The sequence below is a fragment of the Aeromonas sp. FDAARGOS 1404 genome, assembly GCF_019047085.1.
GTDB classification, from domain to species: Bacteria; Pseudomonadota; Gammaproteobacteria; order Enterobacterales; family Aeromonadaceae; genus Aeromonas; species Aeromonas veronii.
Genome location: NZ_CP077237.1, coordinates 1,279,065 through 1,297,553, shown reverse-complemented (window position 1 = coordinate 1,297,553; position 18,489 = coordinate 1,279,065). Strand labels below are relative to the sequence as shown.

General features: G+C 56.3%; 19 protein-coding genes. 10 read left to right on the top strand and 9 right to left on the bottom strand.

What is annotated here, in order from left to right; genetic code table 11:
• Positions 1-17 precede the first annotated feature (17 nt).
• From I6L34_RS05865 to I6L34_RS05845, 5 genes are all read right to left on the bottom strand, one after another.
• On the bottom strand, positions 18-803 hold the full coding sequence (locus I6L34_RS05865; RefSeq protein ID WP_216956142.1) for a Zn-ribbon-containing protein: 786 nt from the start codon (positions 801-803) through the stop codon (positions 18-20).
• Between the two features lie 3 nt (positions 804-806).
• Complete coding sequence (locus I6L34_RS05860) at positions 807-1,103, bottom strand: hypothetical protein (protein WP_216956139.1); 297 nt, start codon at positions 1,101-1,103, stop codon at positions 807-809.
• A 79-nt stretch (positions 1,104-1,182) separates the two neighbouring features.
• Entirely contained in the window at positions 1,183-1,419 is a 237-nt protein-coding gene (locus tag I6L34_RS05855) for a DUF2789 family protein (protein WP_005338602.1), read from the bottom strand.
• Positions 1,420-1,493: 74 nt separating this feature from the next.
• A complete protein-coding gene (locus tag I6L34_RS05850) occupies positions 1,494-1,793 on the bottom strand; it encodes a DUF3301 domain-containing protein (protein ID WP_216956136.1) in 300 nt (99 codons plus the stop codon).
• Positions 1,794-1,904: 111 nt separating this feature from the next.
• Positions 1,905-2,945: a DUF3549 family protein gene (locus I6L34_RS05845; protein WP_075114993.1), complete on the bottom strand. Its 1,041-nt coding sequence runs from the start codon at positions 2,943-2,945 to the stop codon at positions 1,905-1,907.
• Positions 2,946-3,221: 276 nt separating this feature from the next.
• On the opposite strand from I6L34_RS05845, the gene I6L34_RS05840 reads away from it, so the two are divergent.
• The 6 genes from I6L34_RS05840 (at position 3,222) to ptsG (ending at position 9,583) form a co-directional block, all read left to right on the top strand.
• Positions 3,222-3,557, top strand: coding sequence for a YqcC family protein (locus tag I6L34_RS05840; RefSeq protein ID WP_216956134.1), 336 nt, complete (start codon positions 3,222-3,224; stop codon positions 3,555-3,557).
• Positions 3,554-4,327: a tRNA pseudouridine(65) synthase TruC gene (truC, locus tag I6L34_RS05835; RefSeq protein ID WP_076492940.1), complete on the top strand. Its 774-nt coding sequence runs from the start codon at positions 3,554-3,556 to the stop codon at positions 4,325-4,327. Before I6L34_RS05840 ends, truC begins: the two co-directional genes overlap by 4 nt.
• 90 nt (positions 4,328-4,417) lie before the next feature.
• Positions 4,418-4,858, top strand: coding sequence for a flavodoxin (locus I6L34_RS05830; RefSeq protein WP_139437269.1), 441 nt, complete (start codon positions 4,418-4,420; stop codon positions 4,856-4,858).
• Between the two features lie 542 nt (positions 4,859-5,400).
• A complete protein-coding gene (lamB, locus tag I6L34_RS05825; protein WP_019445215.1) occupies positions 5,401-6,639 on the top strand; it encodes a maltoporin LamB in 1,239 nt (412 codons plus the stop codon).
• Positions 6,640-6,721: 82 nt separating this feature from the next.
• The gene (locus I6L34_RS05820; RefSeq protein WP_019445216.1) at positions 6,722-7,729 is read left to right on the top strand and encodes a MalM family protein; all 1,008 of its coding nucleotides are present in this window, start codon (positions 6,722-6,724) and stop codon (positions 7,727-7,729) included.
• 423 nt (positions 7,730-8,152) lie between these two features.
• Entirely contained in the window at positions 8,153-9,583 is a 1,431-nt protein-coding gene (gene ptsG / locus I6L34_RS05815; protein WP_216956132.1) for a PTS glucose transporter subunit IIBC, read from the top strand.
• A gap of 269 nt (positions 9,584-9,852) precedes the next feature.
• Here the strand turns inward: ptsG and I6L34_RS05810 are convergent, their stop codons facing one another.
• The 4 genes from I6L34_RS05810 to map form a co-directional block, all read right to left on the bottom strand.
• Positions 9,853-10,236 carry a DUF3461 family protein gene (locus tag I6L34_RS05810; RefSeq protein ID WP_005338583.1) on the bottom strand — a complete coding sequence of 128 codons (384 nt, stop codon included), beginning with the start codon at positions 10,234-10,236 and terminating at the stop codon, positions 9,853-9,855.
• 127 nt (positions 10,237-10,363) lie between these two features.
• Positions 10,364-11,191: a 2,3,4,5-tetrahydropyridine-2,6-dicarboxylate N-succinyltransferase gene (gene dapD / locus I6L34_RS05805; RefSeq protein ID WP_005338581.1), complete on the bottom strand. Its 828-nt coding sequence runs from the start codon at positions 11,189-11,191 to the stop codon at positions 10,364-10,366.
• 174 nt (positions 11,192-11,365) lie between these two features.
• Complete coding sequence (gene glnD / locus I6L34_RS05800) at positions 11,366-14,002, bottom strand: bifunctional uridylyltransferase/uridylyl-removing protein GlnD (RefSeq protein WP_216956130.1); 2,637 nt, start codon at positions 14,000-14,002, stop codon at positions 11,366-11,368.
• A gap of 85 nt (positions 14,003-14,087) precedes the next feature.
• Positions 14,088-14,876 carry a type I methionyl aminopeptidase gene (map, locus tag I6L34_RS05795; protein WP_005338579.1) on the bottom strand — a complete coding sequence of 263 codons (789 nt, stop codon included), beginning with the start codon at positions 14,874-14,876 and terminating at the stop codon, positions 14,088-14,090.
• Between the two features lie 371 nt (positions 14,877-15,247).
• Between map and rpsB the strand changes: the two genes are divergently transcribed.
• From rpsB to frr, 4 genes are all read left to right on the top strand, one after another.
• The gene (gene rpsB / locus I6L34_RS05790) at positions 15,248-15,976 is read left to right on the top strand and encodes a 30S ribosomal protein S2 (RefSeq protein WP_005303470.1); all 729 of its coding nucleotides are present in this window, start codon (positions 15,248-15,250) and stop codon (positions 15,974-15,976) included.
• 104 nt (positions 15,977-16,080) lie between these two features.
• Positions 16,081-16,962: a translation elongation factor Ts gene (tsf, locus tag I6L34_RS05785; protein WP_005338578.1), complete on the top strand. Its 882-nt coding sequence runs from the start codon at positions 16,081-16,083 to the stop codon at positions 16,960-16,962.
• A 71-nt stretch (positions 16,963-17,033) separates the two neighbouring features.
• On the top strand, positions 17,034-17,768 hold the full coding sequence (gene pyrH, locus I6L34_RS05780) for a UMP kinase (RefSeq protein ID WP_005338577.1): 735 nt from the start codon (positions 17,034-17,036) through the stop codon (positions 17,766-17,768).
• 101 nt (positions 17,769-17,869) lie between these two features.
• The gene (gene frr, locus I6L34_RS05775; protein ID WP_005338576.1) at positions 17,870-18,427 is read left to right on the top strand and encodes a ribosome recycling factor; all 558 of its coding nucleotides are present in this window, start codon (positions 17,870-17,872) and stop codon (positions 18,425-18,427) included.
• Positions 18,428-18,489: the final 62 nt, after the last annotated feature.

Sequence of the window (18,489 nt, the reverse complement as noted above, 5' to 3'; positions counted from 1 at the left end):
ACGTACATGGGACGCGCTTAATCCTTGAAATCCCAGGAGAGGTTGGAGACCAGGCGGCAGCTGTCGCACTTGAAGTCGAAGATCTCGTGCAGTGGCGCTGCCAGCGCCCACTCACCGCCACAGCTGGGGCAGGGGCGCGCCTTCTCCTCGGCAGCGCTCAGCCCGCCCACCCGATAGAGGTAGTAGTAGGTGGGGATGCCGCTCAGCACTTCCAGCCGTTTGGCCAGATCGCTACCGCGCCGGTAGAGGCGGCTGCCCACTTCGCCGATTTCGTGCAGCGCCGCATGTTCGGCGATGGAGCCGTTCATCTGCAGCTGATCGCATGCCTCCCAATCCTCCTGCCACTTGATGATCTGCTTCTGATCGCCGTTGGCGACTGCGGGCAGTTGGTAAAGCGGAATGGGGGCGAAGTGGTCGCCACAGCGCAGCGGCGAGCAGGTATGCAAGAAGCTGGTGTAGAGCATCATCCAGCTCGGCCGCTCGCCCTGCTGGCCGCAAGGATCTGTGCTGTCGGAGAGCAGATCCGCCCCCTGCAGCTGGAGTTTGGGCGCCAGCAACCCCGCCTGATTGAGCTGCTGCTCGGCCAGTTTGACCTGCTCGCTCTGGTTGTCGGGGTGCAGGCTATCCTGCTCCGGGCAGACCACCCGACTGACGAAATAGCCTTCATGCATGCTGGTGGGGAACTCCCGCCCGAGGATCTGGCCCTGATAACGCAGCATGTCGAGGTAGTTGACGATGGCCCGCTCGGCTTCGCCAAGGGAGGTATCGCGGTAACACTCAAAGCAGAGTTCGACGATATACATGGCTCAGCCTTGTCCCTGCTGGAGGAGCAGGTTGGTCAGACGATCCACCTTCTGTTCGATGCGTGCGAGCTGCTCGGCGAGTTGCTGCAGGGTGAGCGCCGGTGCTGGTTGGGGCGCCGCTTCGTGCAGACTTTCGCTCTCGGCGGTCGCGACGGGCTGCTGCTTCCACTGGCTCAGCACTTTCAACAGCTCGGCCATCGGCACGGGCTGGGTGAGGCGGGCCTTGATCATGGCGGTGGTGGGCGTCAGGCCCTTGGCGGCCAGCTCGTTGGCAATTCGGATGATCTCGTGGGCGGACATAAGCATGCTCTGGGTGAGAAGGGGGGATCGATATCGGGGCGGGATCTTAACCAAAGCCGGCAGGGGAGGAAAGGGCGGCTTAGCGGGGCTGGCGCAGCATCACATCGAGCTGGTCGATCGCTTCACACCAGTCGGAGTCGTTCCACAGGGCGTCGCGCAGAAAGCTGGCCTGGGCGGCGTTCCAGAAACCGGCCTCCGGCAGCAGGGTCTCATTGTCGAGGTGATGGTCGTGCACAAAGCGGTGCAGGCTCAGCTCGTCGTTGGCCATCCCGAGCTGGGCAAACAGGGCTGGCAGATCGTGGACAAGGGGTTCCATCTCGTCTCTCCCTTTGTTTAATCCCTGAGATTATAGACAGGCACAGCCATCGGGCGCAGAGACGAGATTGGGGATCAGGCAGAGGGGATGCGATGGGGTGGCAGATCAACGCCCACGACGTGCAGCCCCTGCATCTTGAGGGTGCCCTGATAGTGGCTCTCGCCATCGCTGGAGAATTCAAACTGATAGTTGGTCAGCAGCCGCAGGGGATTATGCGCCAGCTCCCGCCGATGGCGAGCCAGCGACAGCAGTTGCAGATCATGGTGTTGGCAGTAGCGGCGCATGTATTGCCAGGCCACTTCTGCCTGTTGGCGTTGCAGCCAGAACAGGCCAGCTACGGCAATCAGCAACAAAATTCCGAGCATCTCTCCCATAGGCGGGCTTCCTTATCGTGATGTCGATAACCGGGAGTCCTGCTCGGCACTCCCGATCTCCTTTTCTATTTCCCGCCGTGTTGCCTCGTGGCGTGAGGGGGAGGCGAGGGATCAGGCCGAGGCAAACAGACGGCCGATGGCCTTGCCCAGCGCATCGCTGCGGTCGGGGTCGCGCAGTCTGGCCAGCATATCATTGCGCAGGGCCGGTAAAGTGACCAACTCGGCAAAAACCTGATTGAAGAACTGGGTCGGTTGCAGTGCCAGCTGTTCCAGATAGTTGCTGAGCAGATTGGCATCTTTCAGATCGGGCCAGAGCCGGCCGGCGATGGCGAGCAGCAGCGCAGGGCTCGGCTGGGTTTGCAGCAAGGTCAGCAGCTTGTTGGTGCGCAGCGTGCTGCCGGGGCAGGAGGCCATGGCGCGGCAAAGATAGGCCAGGGTCTCCGGGTTGGGGACGGCGCACTCCTGCTCCTTGCCGATCCGCTCGAGCAAGGCGCCTTGTACTGCCGGTGGCAGCGGGGCGTTTTCAAGGCTCTGGCAGAGGGCGTAGAGCGGCTCTTGCGGCAGTTTGGGCAGCGCCTTGCAGATCAGCGCCAGATTGCGCTCATCATGCAGCCGCTCCGCAAGGTCGGCAAAGCCCTGCAGCCCTAGCGTCTGCCAACCGGTGTCGTTGGGGGCGGCCAGATAGTGGCAGAGGGCATCGTAATAGGCAGAAGGGGCCTGCTCCAGCTGGCGCGCCAATTTGGCGTGCAGACTGGCCATCTTGGCCTCCGCCGGGCGGAAGGTGTAGGGATTGTCGGCCAAGCGCTGGGCTTTTTCCTCATCCAGATCGCCGGTGAGCTTGTAGCCCAGAGTCTCCACCACCTGATCCATGAACAGCTTGGGGCCATTTGACATCAGCAGGCCGCGCTCATCGAGGGCGAACTTGAGGAACCAGAGGTAGTGGCGCGACTCGCTCGGCTGGAAGAAGTGCACACCCAACCAGGCGTGCTGTTGCAGCGGCCAGGGGTAGGGCTCTTGCTGTTGCTCGATACGGACAAAGGTGTCGCTTGCCAGTGGCCGCACCTGGCGGCCCATGTCAAACAGCTGGAACTGGGTGCCAGCCTGAGTCAGAAATTCGGTCAAGGTATTGATGGCAGTAGGCGTCGCAGACATGGTGAGATCCGGCTAATGGTGATGCGGGCCGATTATAAGGCCCTTGCCGAGGATAGCCAGTGGCAGCAGACGCGCGTTGCGGTAGATATCAACATGGCAGCCATGCGGGGGGAGGTGTATAGTATCGCCCTTTTTTAACGGCGGCAGGCCGTGCTGGCTGCCGTGTATGTCGACGAGCCGGCTGAATCGCCGGTGCTGCGCGATCGAATGTACCGGCATCCTGACTGACCCTGTCGGGTCAGCGGATCAATCTGTGGTTATGAGGAAGAGAGCGAGATGAATCCATATTTGCTGGTAGCTGGCCTGTTGGGGGAACTCACCGCCGAGTTGCAGCGCCTTGAGCGCTGGCAAGCTGACCATCCCGGTGACGAAGCCCTGGCAAGCACCCTGCCTTTTTGTGTCGATACCCTGAGCTTTGATCAGTGGCTGCAGTTCGTGCTGATCCCGCGCATGGAGCAGTTGGTGATGTTGCAGGCTCCGCTGCCCACCAGCGTCTCCCTCTATCCCATGGCCAGCGAAGTCTACAAAGAAGATCTGGCCGAAGCAGAAGCGCTGCTGCGCCTGATCGCCCGCTTCGATCTGCTGCTTTCCGGCAAAGTGATCGAACAATGATGCCAGCGCAAACCCGAGAAGAGAGTGACCTGAAGCTGACCCTGCTCTATCAGGATGAGTGGCTGGTGGCGGTCAACAAGCCGTCCGGTCTGCTGGTGCACCGCAGCTGGCTCGACAAGGGCGAGACCCGTTTTGCCATGCAGATGACCCGGGATCTCATCGGTGGTCGCCATGTCTATCCGGTGCATCGCCTCGACCGACCCACCTCCGGTGTGCTGCTGTTTGCGCTCGATCCGGTGATTGCCCGCGCACTGACCGAAGCCTTTACCCAACGTCAGGTGCACAAGGAGTATCTGGCATTGGTGCGTGGCTGGGCGCCTGAGCAGGGGGTGATCGACTATCCCCTCAAGGAGCAGCTGGACAAGATTGCCGATGCCATGAGCAACCCGGATCGCCCGGCGCAGGATGCCGTCACCACCTTCCGGCGCCTGCATAAGGTCGAGCTGCCCCACGCGGTCTCCAAGAAGCACCCTACCAGTCGCTACAGTCTGGTCAGATTGTTCCCGAAGACCGGCCGCAAGCATCAGTTGCGCCGCCATATGGATCATCTGTTCCATCCTATTGTGGGCGATACCACCCACGGGGATGGGCGCCACAACCGTTTCTTTCGCGAGCACTTCGGCTGCGAACGGCTGCTGCTGGTGGCCCGCACCCTGAGCTTTACCCATCCGGTGCTCAAGGTGCCGATGCGGATCCAGGCGCCGCTCGGTCAGGATGTGTTGCGCCTGTTTGCCGAGCTGGGCTGGCCCGCCAGCGAGAGCGACTACTAAGCGCCTTATCCTCAGCCTTGAACCGGTGGCATCTGACGCCAGCTTGCTGATAGAGTTGCTCAAAAGAGTGACTCAAGCAGGGAGAGGAGAATGGCGCAGATCGATATCGTGGTAGGAACTGTCTACGGCGCAGCCATGCTGGTGGCCGAGACCTTGGCAGATGAGCTGGAACGCAAGGGGCATAACTGTACCCTGCACGAAGAAGCACGGCTGGCGGACATCGACCCCGGCCGTTTTTTATTGCTGGTCAGTGCCACCACCGGGCAGGGGGACATTCCTCCCAATCTGCAGCCCTTTGCCAGCGAGCTGGCTGACAAGGCGCCCTGGCTCAAGGGGCTGCGGTATGCCCTGATTGCCATGGGCGACAGCAGCTATGACCATTTTTGTGGCGCGGGCCGTCGGCTGGACGGATTGCTGCAAGAGCTGGGTGCCACGCGAGTGATTCCCCCGCTGGAGCTGGATGCTACCGTGCACGATGAACCCGAACAGGTGGCACTCAGCTGGCTGAAAAAGTGGGATATTCAGCCCTGAATATTCTCTGAAATAGAGCCATATCAATCCCCTGATCCTTAACTGACAGGGGATTGTTATTTACACAAATGTCATCTCACTCAGCAAGCATATTTCCCTCTCTTATTGTCGATAGTGGCGGAGGGATATTTTCCCCTTTTGGCATTCCATCGGCGTAATGGTTTCAAGCGCACCGCAGACCCGTCGTCCAAATAAAAGTTCAATCTTGAAAGCGATCTCAGTCATGTTTTTGTCATTCGATCGTAAAATAATGACTTTAGTTCAGTCGCGAATTAATTGCTGGTAACGCTTTCAGGTTTGTTTTGATTGCTGGTTTTGTGGTCTTGTTGGTCATATATTTCCTCTTTAGTCGGTTTTTTACCTGCTTGTGTTGTGGTGATCGTTTGCCGAGCGATTTGTCGCCATTTTGTGAGTCGCTTCATATTTGTCGTGAAATACGCTCCCTATAATCAACCTCGGTTATCACCAACAGGATTACATGGTGATAAGAAGTTGAATATTCAGGATCACACTCCTCACTGCGGGAAATAAGGAATATGACAATGAAAATGAAGTGGCTCCCGATTGCAGCAGCTGTTACTGCCGCCCTGGCTTCCCAAGCCGCCTTTGCCGTAGATTTCCACGGTTATATGCGTGGTGGTTTTGGTGTTTCTGACAATGGCGGTCAGCAGACCCTGAGCCAGCAAAAAGTTGGTCGTCTTGGTAACGAGAAAAACGTTTTCGGCGAAATTCAGCTTGGCCAAGAAGTATACAATAAAAATGATATTTCATTTTATGTTGACTCAATGATTGCTTTTGGTGATGACGATTCAGCCAAGAGCACATGGAATGACAACATTGCAGGTCGCCAATTTAACGTTCAGGCCAAGAATCTGTTTGGTGGTGGCGAGACCCTTTGGGCTGGTCAGCGCTACTATCAGCGCCACGATATTCATCTTAGTGACTTCTACTACTGGGATGTGTCTGGTATCGGTGGTGGTCTGGAAAATGTGAACATTGGCCCTGGTAAGGCATCTGTTGCGTTGATTCAATCTGATACCAGTGCTGAGTTCAAAGCAGGTAAAGAGCGTGTTGATACCAACACTTTGGATGTTCGTTATGCTGGTATCCCGTTGTGGAAAGACGCCAGCTTGGAACTGGGTTACGATTTTGCGCAAGCAAATGTCACTGACGATCAGAAAGCTCGACTTGGTTATGATGCAGAAGATGGGCAAATGGGTACGGCAGAGCTGACTTGGGGTCTGTCTGGCGGCTTTAATAAGACAGTTCTGCAGTACATGAGTGGCGGTTTGGCCAATCAAGCTGCTGGTTACGGTGCTGGTAACGGAAACGGTTTGGTTATCGAACAAGGTGATGGGAAAGGTTTCCGTGCAATCAACCACGGTGTCATCGCTTTGGGCGCAAGTAACTTCGAAGTTGGCCATCAACTGGTCTATGGTGAAGCCAATGACGTTTACGTTAACAAAAAACTCGCAGACATTGATACCTTCTCTGTAGTTGTTCGTCCTGCCTATAACTGGACTGATACCATGAAGACCTACCTTGAGCTGGGTTACTTCAAGGATAATGAGAAGATTAAAAATAGTGCAGAAAAGTCTACCGAAGGTAGTAAATACACTATCGCGCAGGCATGGTCTGCTGGCCGTGGCTACTGGGCTCGTCCGGAAATTCGGGTTTTTGCTAGCTACCTGCAGCAAGACGGTGCACTTGAAAAAGACTCCAATGGAGTTCCGCAAGATGATGCTTTCACCGTCGGTGTGCAAGCAGAAGCTTGGTGGTAATAGGTGTATTAAATGCTTGTATAGTCACGCCCCCGCTTGTCGGGGGCTTCTTTGTTTATTCTGTTAATGGATGCGTCGAATCATGTATAACACCAAGCTCGCAGTCGTTTTGCTAGGCTCTTTGTTGTTGGGCGGGTGTGCCTCGCTCGAAGCACAGCTCTCTCCAACCAAAGGGTTCAAAGCAGCCGTTACGGATCGAGAACGTGCCATGCAATCTCTGGATTTGGCTAAAGCGTGTTGCAAGGATTTTGCGAATATCCCGTATGTTGATATGGTGCCTGGGACATCTCAGCTAGCCGCCATTGATGCAAATTCTCCCGTGTATGCGTTTTCTGAAGGCAAGAGTTATTTTGCTGCTTATCGTCTCCCTACTCATTCTGGTGACCTCAGTATCACTGTCGAAGGGATCATCGATCAGACTATGTTTGAGCCAGTCGTGGTTATGTTGGACTCGCGTTTTCAGGTCACCCGAACGATGGGTCGGAACGTTTTTAGGTATGACCCAGCGAGATTGATCAGTGGGAATGCTGTTAGTGGAACCTTTACCGTCGACCGTAGTCACATCGGTAATCCGAACAATGAGAGCTACCTGCTTATCTATACAGATGAATCGCGATTGAGTGAGACCCTAACGATCCCCAGTGATGCCAAGTTGATGGCCAAAGCAAAGGTTGTCAATGATTACGGCATCAAGGACCCAGTTATTCCACATTCGCCTTGGGGGGTTATCCGTTTCTCTGTTGTAGACCTTAGCGCAGGAAAAGGAGGTGGAAATGTGTACAAACCAGCGTATGCAATTGGTACTGATGAGATAAAAGAGCAAGCGAGACGCTCAACTGTGGAAGTGGTTCCTAATAAGCTGGTCGTCCCTGCTGCAACTGCGGTTGTCGCAACCAGTGCCTCGGTAGTTGCCAAACCTGCTCCTGCCATGTTGAGTGAAACTGAAACCTTCTATCAGAGTCAGATCGAAAAAGCGGTCAAGGCGGGGGATATCGACAAGGCGATGAAGCTGGTGAACGAGGCTGAACGGGCTGGTTCAACCAAAGCAAAAAGCGTGTTTATTGATGCGGTCAAGCGGTCGCAAAAATAGAGTAATACGACCATTTACTGGTCAGATATATTTATTGAGGCCTCCCTTGTTGGAGGCCTTTTTAATCGGTAGACTGTAATAAATAAAAATAACGCCGTTACATTTGGTTACAATGAGTTGCCGTTCGATGTAAATTGTATTGTTAAAATACAAAGTGAAACTGCTATTTATATGTTTTTGTAATAGAGTGATAATGCAGATTTTTAACTTATATTAGATGCATTTTTTAGCCGCTAAACAAGTTGTGATCTTCCCTCCAAATTCAATATTCCCCCGCCTTCGAAAGCAGCAATTTATGACCCGCTGGGTTATATTCTGATGGTCAAAATAAACAAGCCCGACTCGAAGATATCTGAATGAATCAGTGCTTATTTCATCCAGATAGATCGTTCAGGGACGACAATCCATTCAGGAGCGCACACAATGTTCAAAAATGCTTTCTCTAATCTGCAAAAGGTTGGTAAGGCGCTGATGCTGCCAGTATCAGTCTTGCCAGTCGCAGGTATTCTGCTGGGGGTGGGGGCTGCCCACTTCAGCTGGATGCCGGAAATTGTCTCCCAGTTGATGGAGCAAGCCGGTGGTTCCGTATTTGGCCAGATGGCCCTGCTGTTCGCAGTGGGTGTTGCTCTGGGCTTTACCAATAACGACGGTGTATCCGGTCTGTCAGCCATCGTTGGCTACGGCATCATGGTCGCAACCCTGAAGGTCATGGCACCTGTGATGGGTGTTGAAACCATCGAAACCGGCGTGCTGGGTGGTATCCTGGCCGGTGGTATCGCTGCCTGGGCGTTCAACCGTTTCTACAAGATCCAGCTGCCAGAGTACCTGGGCTTCTTCGCGGGCAAACGTGCCGTACCCATCATCACCGGTTTCCTCTCCATCGGTCTGGGTGTGATCCTGTCCGTGATTTGGCCGCCAGTGGGTGGCGCCATCGGTGCCTTCTCTGACTGGGCTGCCAACCAGAACCCGGTACTGGCGTTCGGTATCTACGGCGTGGTTGAGCGCTCCCTGATCCCGTTCGGTCTGCACCACATCTGGAACGTACCGTTCTTCTATCAGGCTGGTACTTGCGTTAACGGTGCCGGTGAAACTGTTCACGGTATCATGACCTGCTTCCTGACTGCTGATGACGCGTCCCGCGCTGCCGGTAACGGCTTCGGTCAACTGGCTGGTGGCTATCTGTTCAAAATGTTCGGTCTGCCTGCTGCTGCGTTCGCCATCGCTCACGCTGCCAAGCCGGAAAACCGCGCCAAGATCGTTGGTATCATGGCCTCTGCTGCCCTGACCTCTTTCCTGACCGGTATCACCGAGCCGATTGAATTCTCCTTCCTGTTCATCGCTCCGGTTCTGTACGCCATCCACGCGGTACTGGCTGGTCTGGCTTATGTGCTGACCAACTCTCTGGGTATCGTACACGGTCACACCTTCTCCAACGGCTTCATCGACTTCGTGGTGCAATCACCGCGTGCCGACAACATGCTGCTGCTGGTTGGTCTGGGTCTGGTTTACGCGGCCATCTACTACGTCGTATTCAGCTTCGTTATCCGTGCCATGAACCTGAAAACTCCGGGTCGTGAAGACGAGACTACTGAAGAGGCTGTTGGCCAAGGCAAAGACGAAATGTCTGCTGCTCTGGTTGCCGCCTTCGGCGGTAAAGAGAACATCGCTTCTCTGGATGCCTGCATCACCCGTCTGCGTGTTGGCGTGAAAGATGTTGCCAAGGTTGACCAAGCTGGTCTGAAGAAACTGGGTGCAGCCGGTGTGGTTGTGGCTGGTTCCGGCGTTCAAGCCATCTTCGGTACCAAGTCCGACAACCTGAAAACCGACATGGACATCTGGATGAAGAGCAACTAATCCTGTTGCCTGAATATCAGCGTGTTTGAAGAGGGAGGCGAAAGCCTCCCTCTTGCTATTTGTGGTTGCTTGTAGCGTGTCTCGGGGCTTGGCAGGGGTTGTGTTTTCCAAGGGGCTATATGTAACGGGTTGCCCAATGGTGGCCCAACAGCACAAGGTGGTGTGCTCCGCTCACCTTATCGCACGGCATTGCCAGATAACCCCATAGCCCCATAAAGCCAGCCAATAAAAAGAGCGCCACCTGGGCGCTCTTTTGTCGAGTCAGGGGATTAGAGTTTCTCCAGATCCCGTTCGATTTCGCTGATCTTGTTCTGTACCACTTTTTCCAGATGGCGCAGGTCGCGCAGGATCTTCTGCTTGATGTCCGGGTCGGCTTGCTGATGGACGCCCTGGGTCAGGTTGTCCAGCTCATCCACCACATACTTGAGGTTGGCGTTGATCTCGGTGACATCCTTGTACTCATGGGTACCGGAGTCGACCAGCATGGTCTTGCGCTGGCGGGGATACTTGAATTTGACACTCTTGGCGAAGAACTCGCCCTTCTGCTTCTTGAAGTAGATCTTGAGGATGTCGTGGTTGGCCTCCTGGCGCAGGGTATAGCTGTCGACGGAGGCGGGATCCTGGATCCCCAGGCTCTTCAGATTCTCGTACATCAGGCTTCCTCGGTTTGAAACGATCCTGTCCCATCCATCTTAACCGATGCCTCATGGCTTGCCTGTGACAGGGGCGCCAAAATCAAAAGGGCGCCATCAGGCGCCCTTTTCATCACAGCAATGCTGATTACTCGTCGATGGAGCGCAGCAGGGCGTTGATGCCGACTTTGGCGCGAGTCTTGGCATCGACCTTTTTGACGATCACCGCCGCGTAGAGGCTGTACTTGCCGCACTTGGAGGGCAGGGAGCCGGAGACGACCACGGAGCCAGCCGGTACGCGGCCGTAGTGGATTTCGCCGGTTTCGCGGTCATAGATGCGGGTGGACTGGCCGATGAAGACGCCCATGGAGATGACGGAACCTTCCTCAACGATCACCCCTTCAACCACTTCGGAGCGGGCACCGATAAAGCAGTTGTCTTCGATGATGGTCGGGTTGGCCTGCAGCGGTTCCAGTACGCCGCCGATGCCGACGCCGCCGGAGAGGTGGACGTTCTTACCGATCTGGGCGCAAGAGCCGACAGTGGCCCAGGTATCGACCATGGTACCTTCGTCAACGAAGGCGCCGATGTTGACATAGGAGGGCATCAGCACGGTATTGGGGGCGATAAAAGAGCCTTTGCGGGCTGTTGCCGGCGGCACCACGCGCACACCCGCTTCCTTGAACTGCTCGGCGGTGTAGTTGGAGAACTTGAGGGGAACCTTGTCGTAGTATTGGGCATCGTCGCCCTTGATGATGCCGTTGTCGTTGATGCGGAAGTAGAGCAGTACCGCTTTCTTCAACCACTGATGGACAACCCACTCACCGGCGATCTTCTCGGCAACCCGTGCCTTGCCAGAGTCCAGCAGGTCGATGGCTTGCAGGATGGCGGACTTGGTGGCGCTATCCACGGAGCCCGGAGTAATGGTGTCGCGGCGCTCGAAGGCCGCTTCAATGATCTGTTGCAACTCGGTCATGACAGGTTTCCTTTAAAAAATTCTGTTTGTTGTATCACACTTTTCCGACCCTTTTTAAGGGGTTGACCGGAATTCTTCCGGCCAGCGGCCATTTCTTCATCCGGTGTGCGCCAACCAGTTGTTTGGCATGGCAAAAAACGCCCGACAATCAGCCTCTTTCGAATCACTCTTCGCTTAATCCAGTACCGACTGCTGGGGATTGAGCTGGTGTACCAGTCGCTCTTCCAGCTGTTTTTGCTGCTCGGCGGTCAATGGCTCGCCATCGAGGCTGGTCAGGCTGAAAAAGTCCTCGACCCTCTCACCGAAAGTGGCAATTTTGGCGGCGTGCAGCGACAGCCCGCACTGCTGGAAAACCGCACCGATCCGCGCCAGCAGGCCGGGGGTATCGAGGGCAGTCAGTTCCATCAGGGTGTGACGGCTTTCCCCTTTATGGGGCAGAAAGACTACCCGGGTCGGTACGCTGAACTGGCGGTGGCGCCGCGACAGCGGCTTGTTGCGCAGCACCAGCTTGCCCGGCTCCTGCAGCGCCTTCTCCAGCGCTTTCTTGATGGTGGCGGTGCGGTTGGGGCTGATGGGTTCGCCGCTTGGCTCCAGTACCACGAAGGTATCGAGCACATAGTTGCTGCGCGAGTTCATGATCTGGGCGTCGTGGATGTTAAGGTTTTTCTGATCCAGCGCCGAGGCCACGGTGGCAAACAGATTCGGGGTATCGCGGCAGTAGATAAATACCTCGCTGCCGCCGCGGGTCGGGTGTTTGCCGATGATCACCAGCGGAGCCGGATTGTCGCCATGCTCGATGATGTGGCGGCAGTGCCAGGCGATCTGTTCCGGGCTGTGACGCAGGAAGTAGTCGGCCTTGAAGTCGCCCCAGAGCTGGTTGATTGCCTCTTCCGATACATCCCGTTGCGCCAGCAGTTGCTTGGCCTGACGCTGGTTTTCGCGAATGCGCAGCCGCATGTCGGGCGGGTTCTCCAGCCCCTGGCGCAGCGCCTTCTGGGTGGCGAAGTAGAGCTCCCGCAGCAGGGTGCCCTTCCAGTCGTTCCACAGGGTATCGTTGGTGGCGCAGATATCGGCCACGGTGAGGCAGTAGAGCAGGTCGAGATGCTGCTCGTCGCGCACCTTCTGGGCAAAGTCGGTGACCACGTCGGGATCGTAGATATCGCGGCGCTGGGCGGTGACCGACATCAGCAGATGGTGGCGTACCAACCAGGCGACCAGTCGGCTCTCGTAGCGATCGAGTCCGTGCAGCTGGCAGAACTCCAGCGCATCGACGGCGCCAAGTTCCGAGTGATCGCCGCGCCGCCCCTTGGCGATGTCGTGGAACAGGGCGGCGATGCTGAGCAACTCCGGTTTGCGCAGCCGGGTGAAAACCTCGTGGCAGAGCGGGTGGCTCTGGCGACTGGTCGGATTGGGGAACTGGTGAATGTTCTTGAGCAGCCGGTGGGTGTGCTCATCCACCGTGTAGGCGTGGAACATGTCGAACTGCATCTGGCCGACGATGAGGTTCCACTGGGGCAGATAGGCGGCGAGGATGCCGTACTTGTGCATCAGGGTGAGCGGCAGGCCGATGCCGTTGGGGTGGCGCAGCAGCGCCATAAAGAGGCGACGGCAGTCGGGCAGATCCTGCAACCAGCAGTTCAGTTTGCGGCGTGCCTCGCGCAGCTGGCGCAGGGTGGCCGAGTGGATGCCCGCAATCTCGGGATGCTGGGCCATCTGATAGAAGAGGCGCAGGATAGCAGCTGGTTCACGGCTGAACAGCTCCGCATCCACCGCATCGATGAGGCGGCCACGGAGCTGGAACTCGTCGGAGAGGCGGCGCACATCCATGGCGGTGTTGCCGAGGATCGCCTCGTCAAACAGCTGCAGCAGCATCTCGTTGAGCTCGGAGACCCGCCGTACCGTCTGATAGAAGCGTTTCATCATCTGCTCGACCGGAGTGTTACCTTCCCCCTCGAACCCCAGCATCTGGGCTACGGTGCGCTGGCGATCGAACAGCAGGCGGTTATCTCCCTTGTTGATGGCCATGTGCAGGGCGAAACGCACCTTCCAGAGAAAATTCTGGCAGTCGAGCAGTTCGCGATACTCGGCGCGGTTGAGAAAGCCGTGGCTGGTCATCTCGAACAAGGTGGTGGCGCCAAAGTGGCGGCGGGCGACCCAGGCGAGGGTTTGAATATCCCGCAGGCCACCCGGATTGCTCTTGAGATCGGGCTCCAGCTTGTAGGCGGTTCCGAGAAACTGCTGATGGCGCTCCGCCTGCTCTTGCCGTTTGGCGCGAAAGAAGGCTTCGCTCGGCCAGAAGTGCTGGGGGCCGGTGGCCTCTTTGAGCTGCTGGAATCCCTCCTGGCGACCTGTGATGTAGCGGGCCTCAATGAGGTTGGTTGCGACCGTAATATCGGCGCGCCCCTGCTCGAGACATTCCGCCACGTTGCGCACCGCCTGACCCACCTCCAGCTTGAGATCCCACAGCAAGGTGATGAACTCGCCGATCCGCAGCCCCAGCACCTCGTCCAGCTCGTCGCCGTCATAGAGGATCAGCAGGTCGATATCGGAGTGGGGGTGCAGCTCGCCGCGACCATAGCCCCCCACCGCGATGAGGGTGAGGTCGCTCTTGTCGAAGCCGAACTTCTGCCACAACCGGCAGAGCAACTGATCCATGTATTCGGAGCGGGTGGCAACCAGCTCGATGATGTTGTCACCGGCATCGAAACGGGCGTGCAGCCAGCCGAGAAAGCGGCTCAGGTACTCTTTGCAGTTGTCGCGAGTGAGCTGGTCATCGGGTAACAAATGGGGGGAAAGCAGGCTGGCGTCCATGGCATCTCACACACAGTGGCAGGCAAACGGCTGAAACAGAAGTAAAAACCCCGGCGCTTTGGAAGTTCAGGGCCGGGGTTCGATGTTAGCTGTGTTTGATGAAGCGGTCGATAGTGTCATCGGGGCGCAGGGTGAGCACCTCGCAGCCATCCTCGGTCACCAGCAGGGTGTGCTCCCACTGGGCGGAGTCGCCGCCATCCTTGGTGGTCACGGTCCAGCCATCCTTCGGATTGACCTTGCAGTGATACTTCTTGCTGTTGACCATCGGCTCGATGGTGAAGCACATGCCCGCTTTCAGCTCCAGCTTGCCGCTGTTGCGGTAGTGGAGGATCTGCGGCTCTTCGTGGAACTCGGCACCGATGCCATGACCGCAGTAGTCACGCACCACGGAGAAACCGGCCTTCTCGACGATGGGCTGAATAACAGCGCCAATCTCGGTGATGCAGGCACCCGGACGCACCTTCTTGATGGCGGCGTAGAGGCTCTCTTGCGCAACCTTGCAGAGCTGGCGGCGCAGCGGGGTGGTCTCGCCCACGATGAACATGGCCGAGGTGTCACCGTGGTAACCATCCTTGATAACGGTGATATCCAGGTTGATGATGTCGCCATCACGCAGCTTCTTGTGATTCGGGATACCGTGGCAGATCACATCGTTCACCGAGGTGCAGATGGATTTGGGGAAGCCGTGGTAGTTGAGCGGAGCTGGAACCGCCTGTTGTACGTCGACAATATAGTCGTGGCAGAGGGTGTTCAGTTCGTCAGTGGTGACGCCAGCTTTGACATGGGGCGCAATCATGACCAGCACATCGGCGGCCAATTGGCCGGCAACGCGCATCTTTTCAATCTCTTCCGGTGTCTTGATTTTAATGGACATGGGATCTCTCTTGCGGCCTGCCACTGGGCCTGCGAGGGCAGACAGGACAGGCAATGAAAAATAGATGCGTTTGCAATCAGGGCAAAATTTTATCCGCAACCCCCGCGTACTTCCAGTGTGATTGTCATCACAACGTCAAATCAGCGTCGCAGCATCCTCTGGCGGGATCCATATTTACACCTGTTTAGGGTGTCGGCCGGTGGTGTCCTGAACAAAGTTATGGTATAAAGCGCGCCGGAATGGGGAACTTGCGTCCCGATTTCATCACCCTTACTTAAACAACACACACACATCGACACATATGCCGGGGTGCCTTAACGGGTCGGTTATATGGGATGTGTGGAGGCCTAACCCCAATACAGAGGTATAAAATGGCTAAAGTTTCTATGCGCGACATGCTGCAAGCCGGCGTTCACTTCGGTCACCAGACTCGTTACTGGAACCCGAAAATGAAATCCTACATCTTCGGTGCCCGCAGCAAAGTTCACATCATCAACCTGGAAAAAACCGTTCCGATGTTTGACGATGCCATGAACTTCATCAGCTCCGTAGCTGCCAAGAAAGGCAAGGTACTGTTCGTTGGTACCAAGCGTGCCGCGTCTGAAGCCGTAAAAGAAGCCGCTGAGCGTTGCGACCAGTTCTATGTAAACCACCGCTGGCTGGGCGGTATGCTGACCAACTGGAAAACCGTTCGTCAGTCTATCAAGCGCCTGAAAGATCTGGAAACCCAGAGCCAGGACGGTACCTTCGACAAGCTGACCAAGAAAGAGGCGCTGATGCGTACTCGCGAAATGGAAAAGCTGGAGAAGAGCCTGGGTGGTATCAAGAACATGGGCGGCCTGCCTGACGTTCTGTTCGTTGTCGATGCCGACCACGAGCACATCGCTATCAAAGAAGCCAACAACCTGGGTATCCCGGTAGTTTCCATCGTTGATACCAACTCCAACCCGGACGGCGTTGATTACGTCATCCCGGGTAACGACGACGCTATCCGTGCCGTACAGCTGTACCTGAATGCTGCTGCTGACACCGTACTGGAAGCTCGCGCTCAGGACATCGTTGTTCAAGCCGAACAAGATGGCTTCGTTGAAGCTGAGTAATTGATAAGGACTGTAAAGCCCTTATTAACCAAGCTGATGTAATTGGTTAGCAGGGGCCCTTGTGGCCCCTGTTTCTTGTCAATTCAAGACCGAGGATACTGGACATGGCTAACGTTACTGCCGCCCTGGTAAAAGAACTGCGCGAGCGCACTGCCGCTGGCATGATGGATTGCAAAAAAGCACTGGAAGAAGCTGCTGGTGATATCGAGCTGGCAATTGAGAACATGCGCAAATCCGGTCAGGCCAAAGCCGCCAAGAAAGCTGGCCGTATTGCCGCTGAAGGCGTTATCTTTGCTCGCACCGAAGGCAACGTTGCCGTCATGATCGAGCTGAACAGCGAAACCGACTTCGTCGCCAAAGATGCCAGCTTCATGGCAATGGGCCAGAAGATCGCTGACATCGCTGCGACCCAGAAAATTGCTGACGTTGACGCGCTGAAAGCCGCTGACTTCGGTAACGGCGAATCCGTCGAGCTGACCATCACCAACCTGATCGCCAAGATCGGTGAGAACATGAACCTGCGTCGCGTGATGCTGGTTGAAGGTGACAACCTGGGTACCTACGTTCACGGTTCCCGCATTGGTGTTATCACCAAGCTGACCGGTGGTTCTGCCGAGCTGGCCAAAGATCTGGCCATGCACGTTGCTGCCAACAGCCCGCAATTCGTCAAGCCTGAAGACGTGTCTGCTGAAGTCGTTGCCAAAGAGCGCGAAATCCAGATCGACATCGCCATCAACTCCGGCAAGCCGAAAGAGATCGCCGAGAAGATGGTTGAAGGCCGCATGAAGAAGTTCACCGGTGAGGTTTCCCTGACTGGTCAACCGTTCGTGAAAGATCCTTCCATGACCGTTGCCGAGCTGCTGAAGAAAGAAGGCGCTGACGTTGTCTCCTTCACCCGTTTCGAAGTGGGCGAAGGCATCGAGAAGCAAGAGACCGATTTCGCTGCTGAAGTTGCAGCCCAAATCGCGGCCGCTCAAAAGGCCTAATCGAACCGGTTTTTCCGTTTCCCCAGACCGCGACTTATGTCGCGGTCTTTATATGACCAGGAATCAGTGACATGAGTACCAATCCCAAACCTGCATACAGACGTGTTCTTCTGAAGTTGAGTGGTGAAGCCCTGCAAGGATCCGAGGGTTTCGGCATTGATCCGGCGGTGCTGGAGCGGATGGCCCAAGAGATCAAAGAACTGGTTGAGTTGGGTGTTCAGGTCGGTCTGGTCATCGGTGGCGGCAACCTGTTCCGTGGTGCCGGTCTTGCCAAAGCGGGCATGAACCGCGTGGTGGGCGACCACATGGGTATGCTGGCAACCGTGATGAACGGTCTGGCCATGCGTGATGCCCTGCATCGTGCTTATGTGAATGCCCGTCTGATGTCTGCCATCTCCCTGCAGGGGGTCTGTGACTCTTACAGCTGGGCCGAGGCAATCAGCCAGCTGCGTGCTGGCAAAGTCGTTATCTTCTCTGCCGGTACCGGCAACCCCTTCTTCACTACCGATTCTGCGGCTTGTCTGCGCGGGATCGAGATCGAAGCTGACGTGGTGCTCAAAGCCACCAAGGTTGATGGTGTATACAACGAAGATCCGGTCAAGAATCCGGATGCCGTGCTGTATCATGAACTGAGTTATGATGAAGTTCTTGAAAAAGAGCTCAAGGTGATGGATCTTGCTGCCTTTACCCTGGCACGTGACCATGATCTGCCGATCCGCGTGTTCAACATGAACAAACCGGGTGCCCTGCGCCGGGTTGTCATGGGTGAACCGGAAGGCACTCTGATCCACCACGTTGGTAAATAAGATAAAAGTGAGCCACCTGGCGCTCTTATCCTATCCATCACGTCAGTAAATAAGATAGACACGGGCCGTGTAGCGGCTCGTTCGCCAAAAGGAAAACCACTGTGATCAACGAGATTAAAAACGACGCCAAGGACCGTATGGGCAAGAGCGTAGAAGCGCTCAAGACTCAAATGTCCAAGATCCGTACCGGCCGCGCTCACCCGAGCCTGCTCGACGGCATCCAGGTTGAGTATTACGGTGCTGCCACTCCGCTGAAACAGTTGGCCAACGTCGTGGCAGAAGATGCTCGCACCCTCTCCATCTCCATTTTTGACCGCTCCATGATCCAGGCGGTAGAGAAGGCGATCCTGACCTCCGATCTGGGCCTGAACCCGTCCAGCAATGGCCAGACCCTGCGTGTGCCGCTGCCGCCGCTGACCGAAGAGCGTCGTCGCGATCTGACCAAGATCGTCCGTGCTGAAGCGGAAAACGCCCGTGTTGCCGTGCGCAACATCCGTCGTGACGCTAACGCCGACTTGAAAGCGCTGCTGAAGGACAAAGAGATCTCCGAAGACGACGACCGTCGCGCCCAGGAAGAGATCCAGAAACTGACCGACTCCTACATCAAGCTGGTCGATGAGGCCCTTGCCGTAAAGGAGAAGGAGCTAATGGAAATCTAACCGTCTGAAAGGTATATTACGAGCGCCGTGTAGTGCCCCTGCACGGCGCTTTTGTCTTTGTG

Bases quoted from the DNA above. Each gene is read 5' to 3' on its own strand.
- map (WP_005338579.1), bottom strand. From the start codon at position 14,876: ATGTCCATTAAAATCAAGACACCGGAAGAGATTGAAAAGATGCGCGTT.
- I6L34_RS05840 (WP_216956134.1), top strand. From the start codon at position 3,222: ATGAATCCATATTTGCTGGTAGCTGGCCTGTTGGGGGAACTCACCGCC.
- I6L34_RS05855 (WP_005338602.1), bottom strand. From the start codon at position 1,419: ATGGAACCCCTTGTCCACGATCTGCCAGCCCTGTTTGCCCAGCTCGGG.
- lamB (WP_019445215.1), top strand. From the start codon at position 5,401: ATGAAAATGAAGTGGCTCCCGATTGCAGCAGCTGTTACTGCCGCCCTG.
- I6L34_RS05830 (WP_139437269.1), top strand. From the start codon at position 4,418: ATGGCGCAGATCGATATCGTGGTAGGAACTGTCTACGGCGCAGCCATG.
- I6L34_RS05860 (WP_216956139.1), bottom strand. From the start codon at position 1,103: ATGTCCGCCCACGAGATCATCCGAATTGCCAACGAGCTGGCCGCCAAG.
- pyrH (WP_005338577.1), top strand. From the start codon at position 17,034: ATGAGTACCAATCCCAAACCTGCATACAGACGTGTTCTTCTGAAGTTG.
- I6L34_RS05820 (WP_019445216.1), top strand. From the start codon at position 6,722: ATGTATAACACCAAGCTCGCAGTCGTTTTGCTAGGCTCTTTGTTGTTG.
- I6L34_RS05845 (WP_075114993.1), bottom strand. From the start codon at position 2,945: ATGTCTGCGACGCCTACTGCCATCAATACCTTGACCGAATTTCTGACT.
- ptsG (WP_216956132.1), top strand. From the start codon at position 8,153: ATGTTCAAAAATGCTTTCTCTAATCTGCAAAAGGTTGGTAAGGCGCTG.
- tsf (WP_005338578.1), top strand. From the start codon at position 16,081: ATGGCTAACGTTACTGCCGCCCTGGTAAAAGAACTGCGCGAGCGCACT.
- I6L34_RS05865 (WP_216956142.1), bottom strand. From the start codon at position 803: ATGTATATCGTCGAACTCTGCTTTGAGTGTTACCGCGATACCTCCCTT.
- glnD (WP_216956130.1), bottom strand. From the start codon at position 14,002: ATGGACGCCAGCCTGCTTTCCCCCCATTTGTTACCCGATGACCAGCTC.
- dapD (WP_005338581.1), bottom strand. From the start codon at position 11,191: ATGACCGAGTTGCAACAGATCATTGAAGCGGCCTTCGAGCGCCGCGAC.
- I6L34_RS05810 (WP_005338583.1), bottom strand. From the start codon at position 10,236: ATGTACGAGAATCTGAAGAGCCTGGGGATCCAGGATCCCGCCTCCGTC.
- rpsB (WP_005303470.1), top strand. From the start codon at position 15,248: ATGGCTAAAGTTTCTATGCGCGACATGCTGCAAGCCGGCGTTCACTTC.
- I6L34_RS05850 (WP_216956136.1), bottom strand. From the start codon at position 1,793: ATGGGAGAGATGCTCGGAATTTTGTTGCTGATTGCCGTAGCTGGCCTG.
- truC (WP_076492940.1), top strand. From the start codon at position 3,554: ATGATGCCAGCGCAAACCCGAGAAGAGAGTGACCTGAAGCTGACCCTG.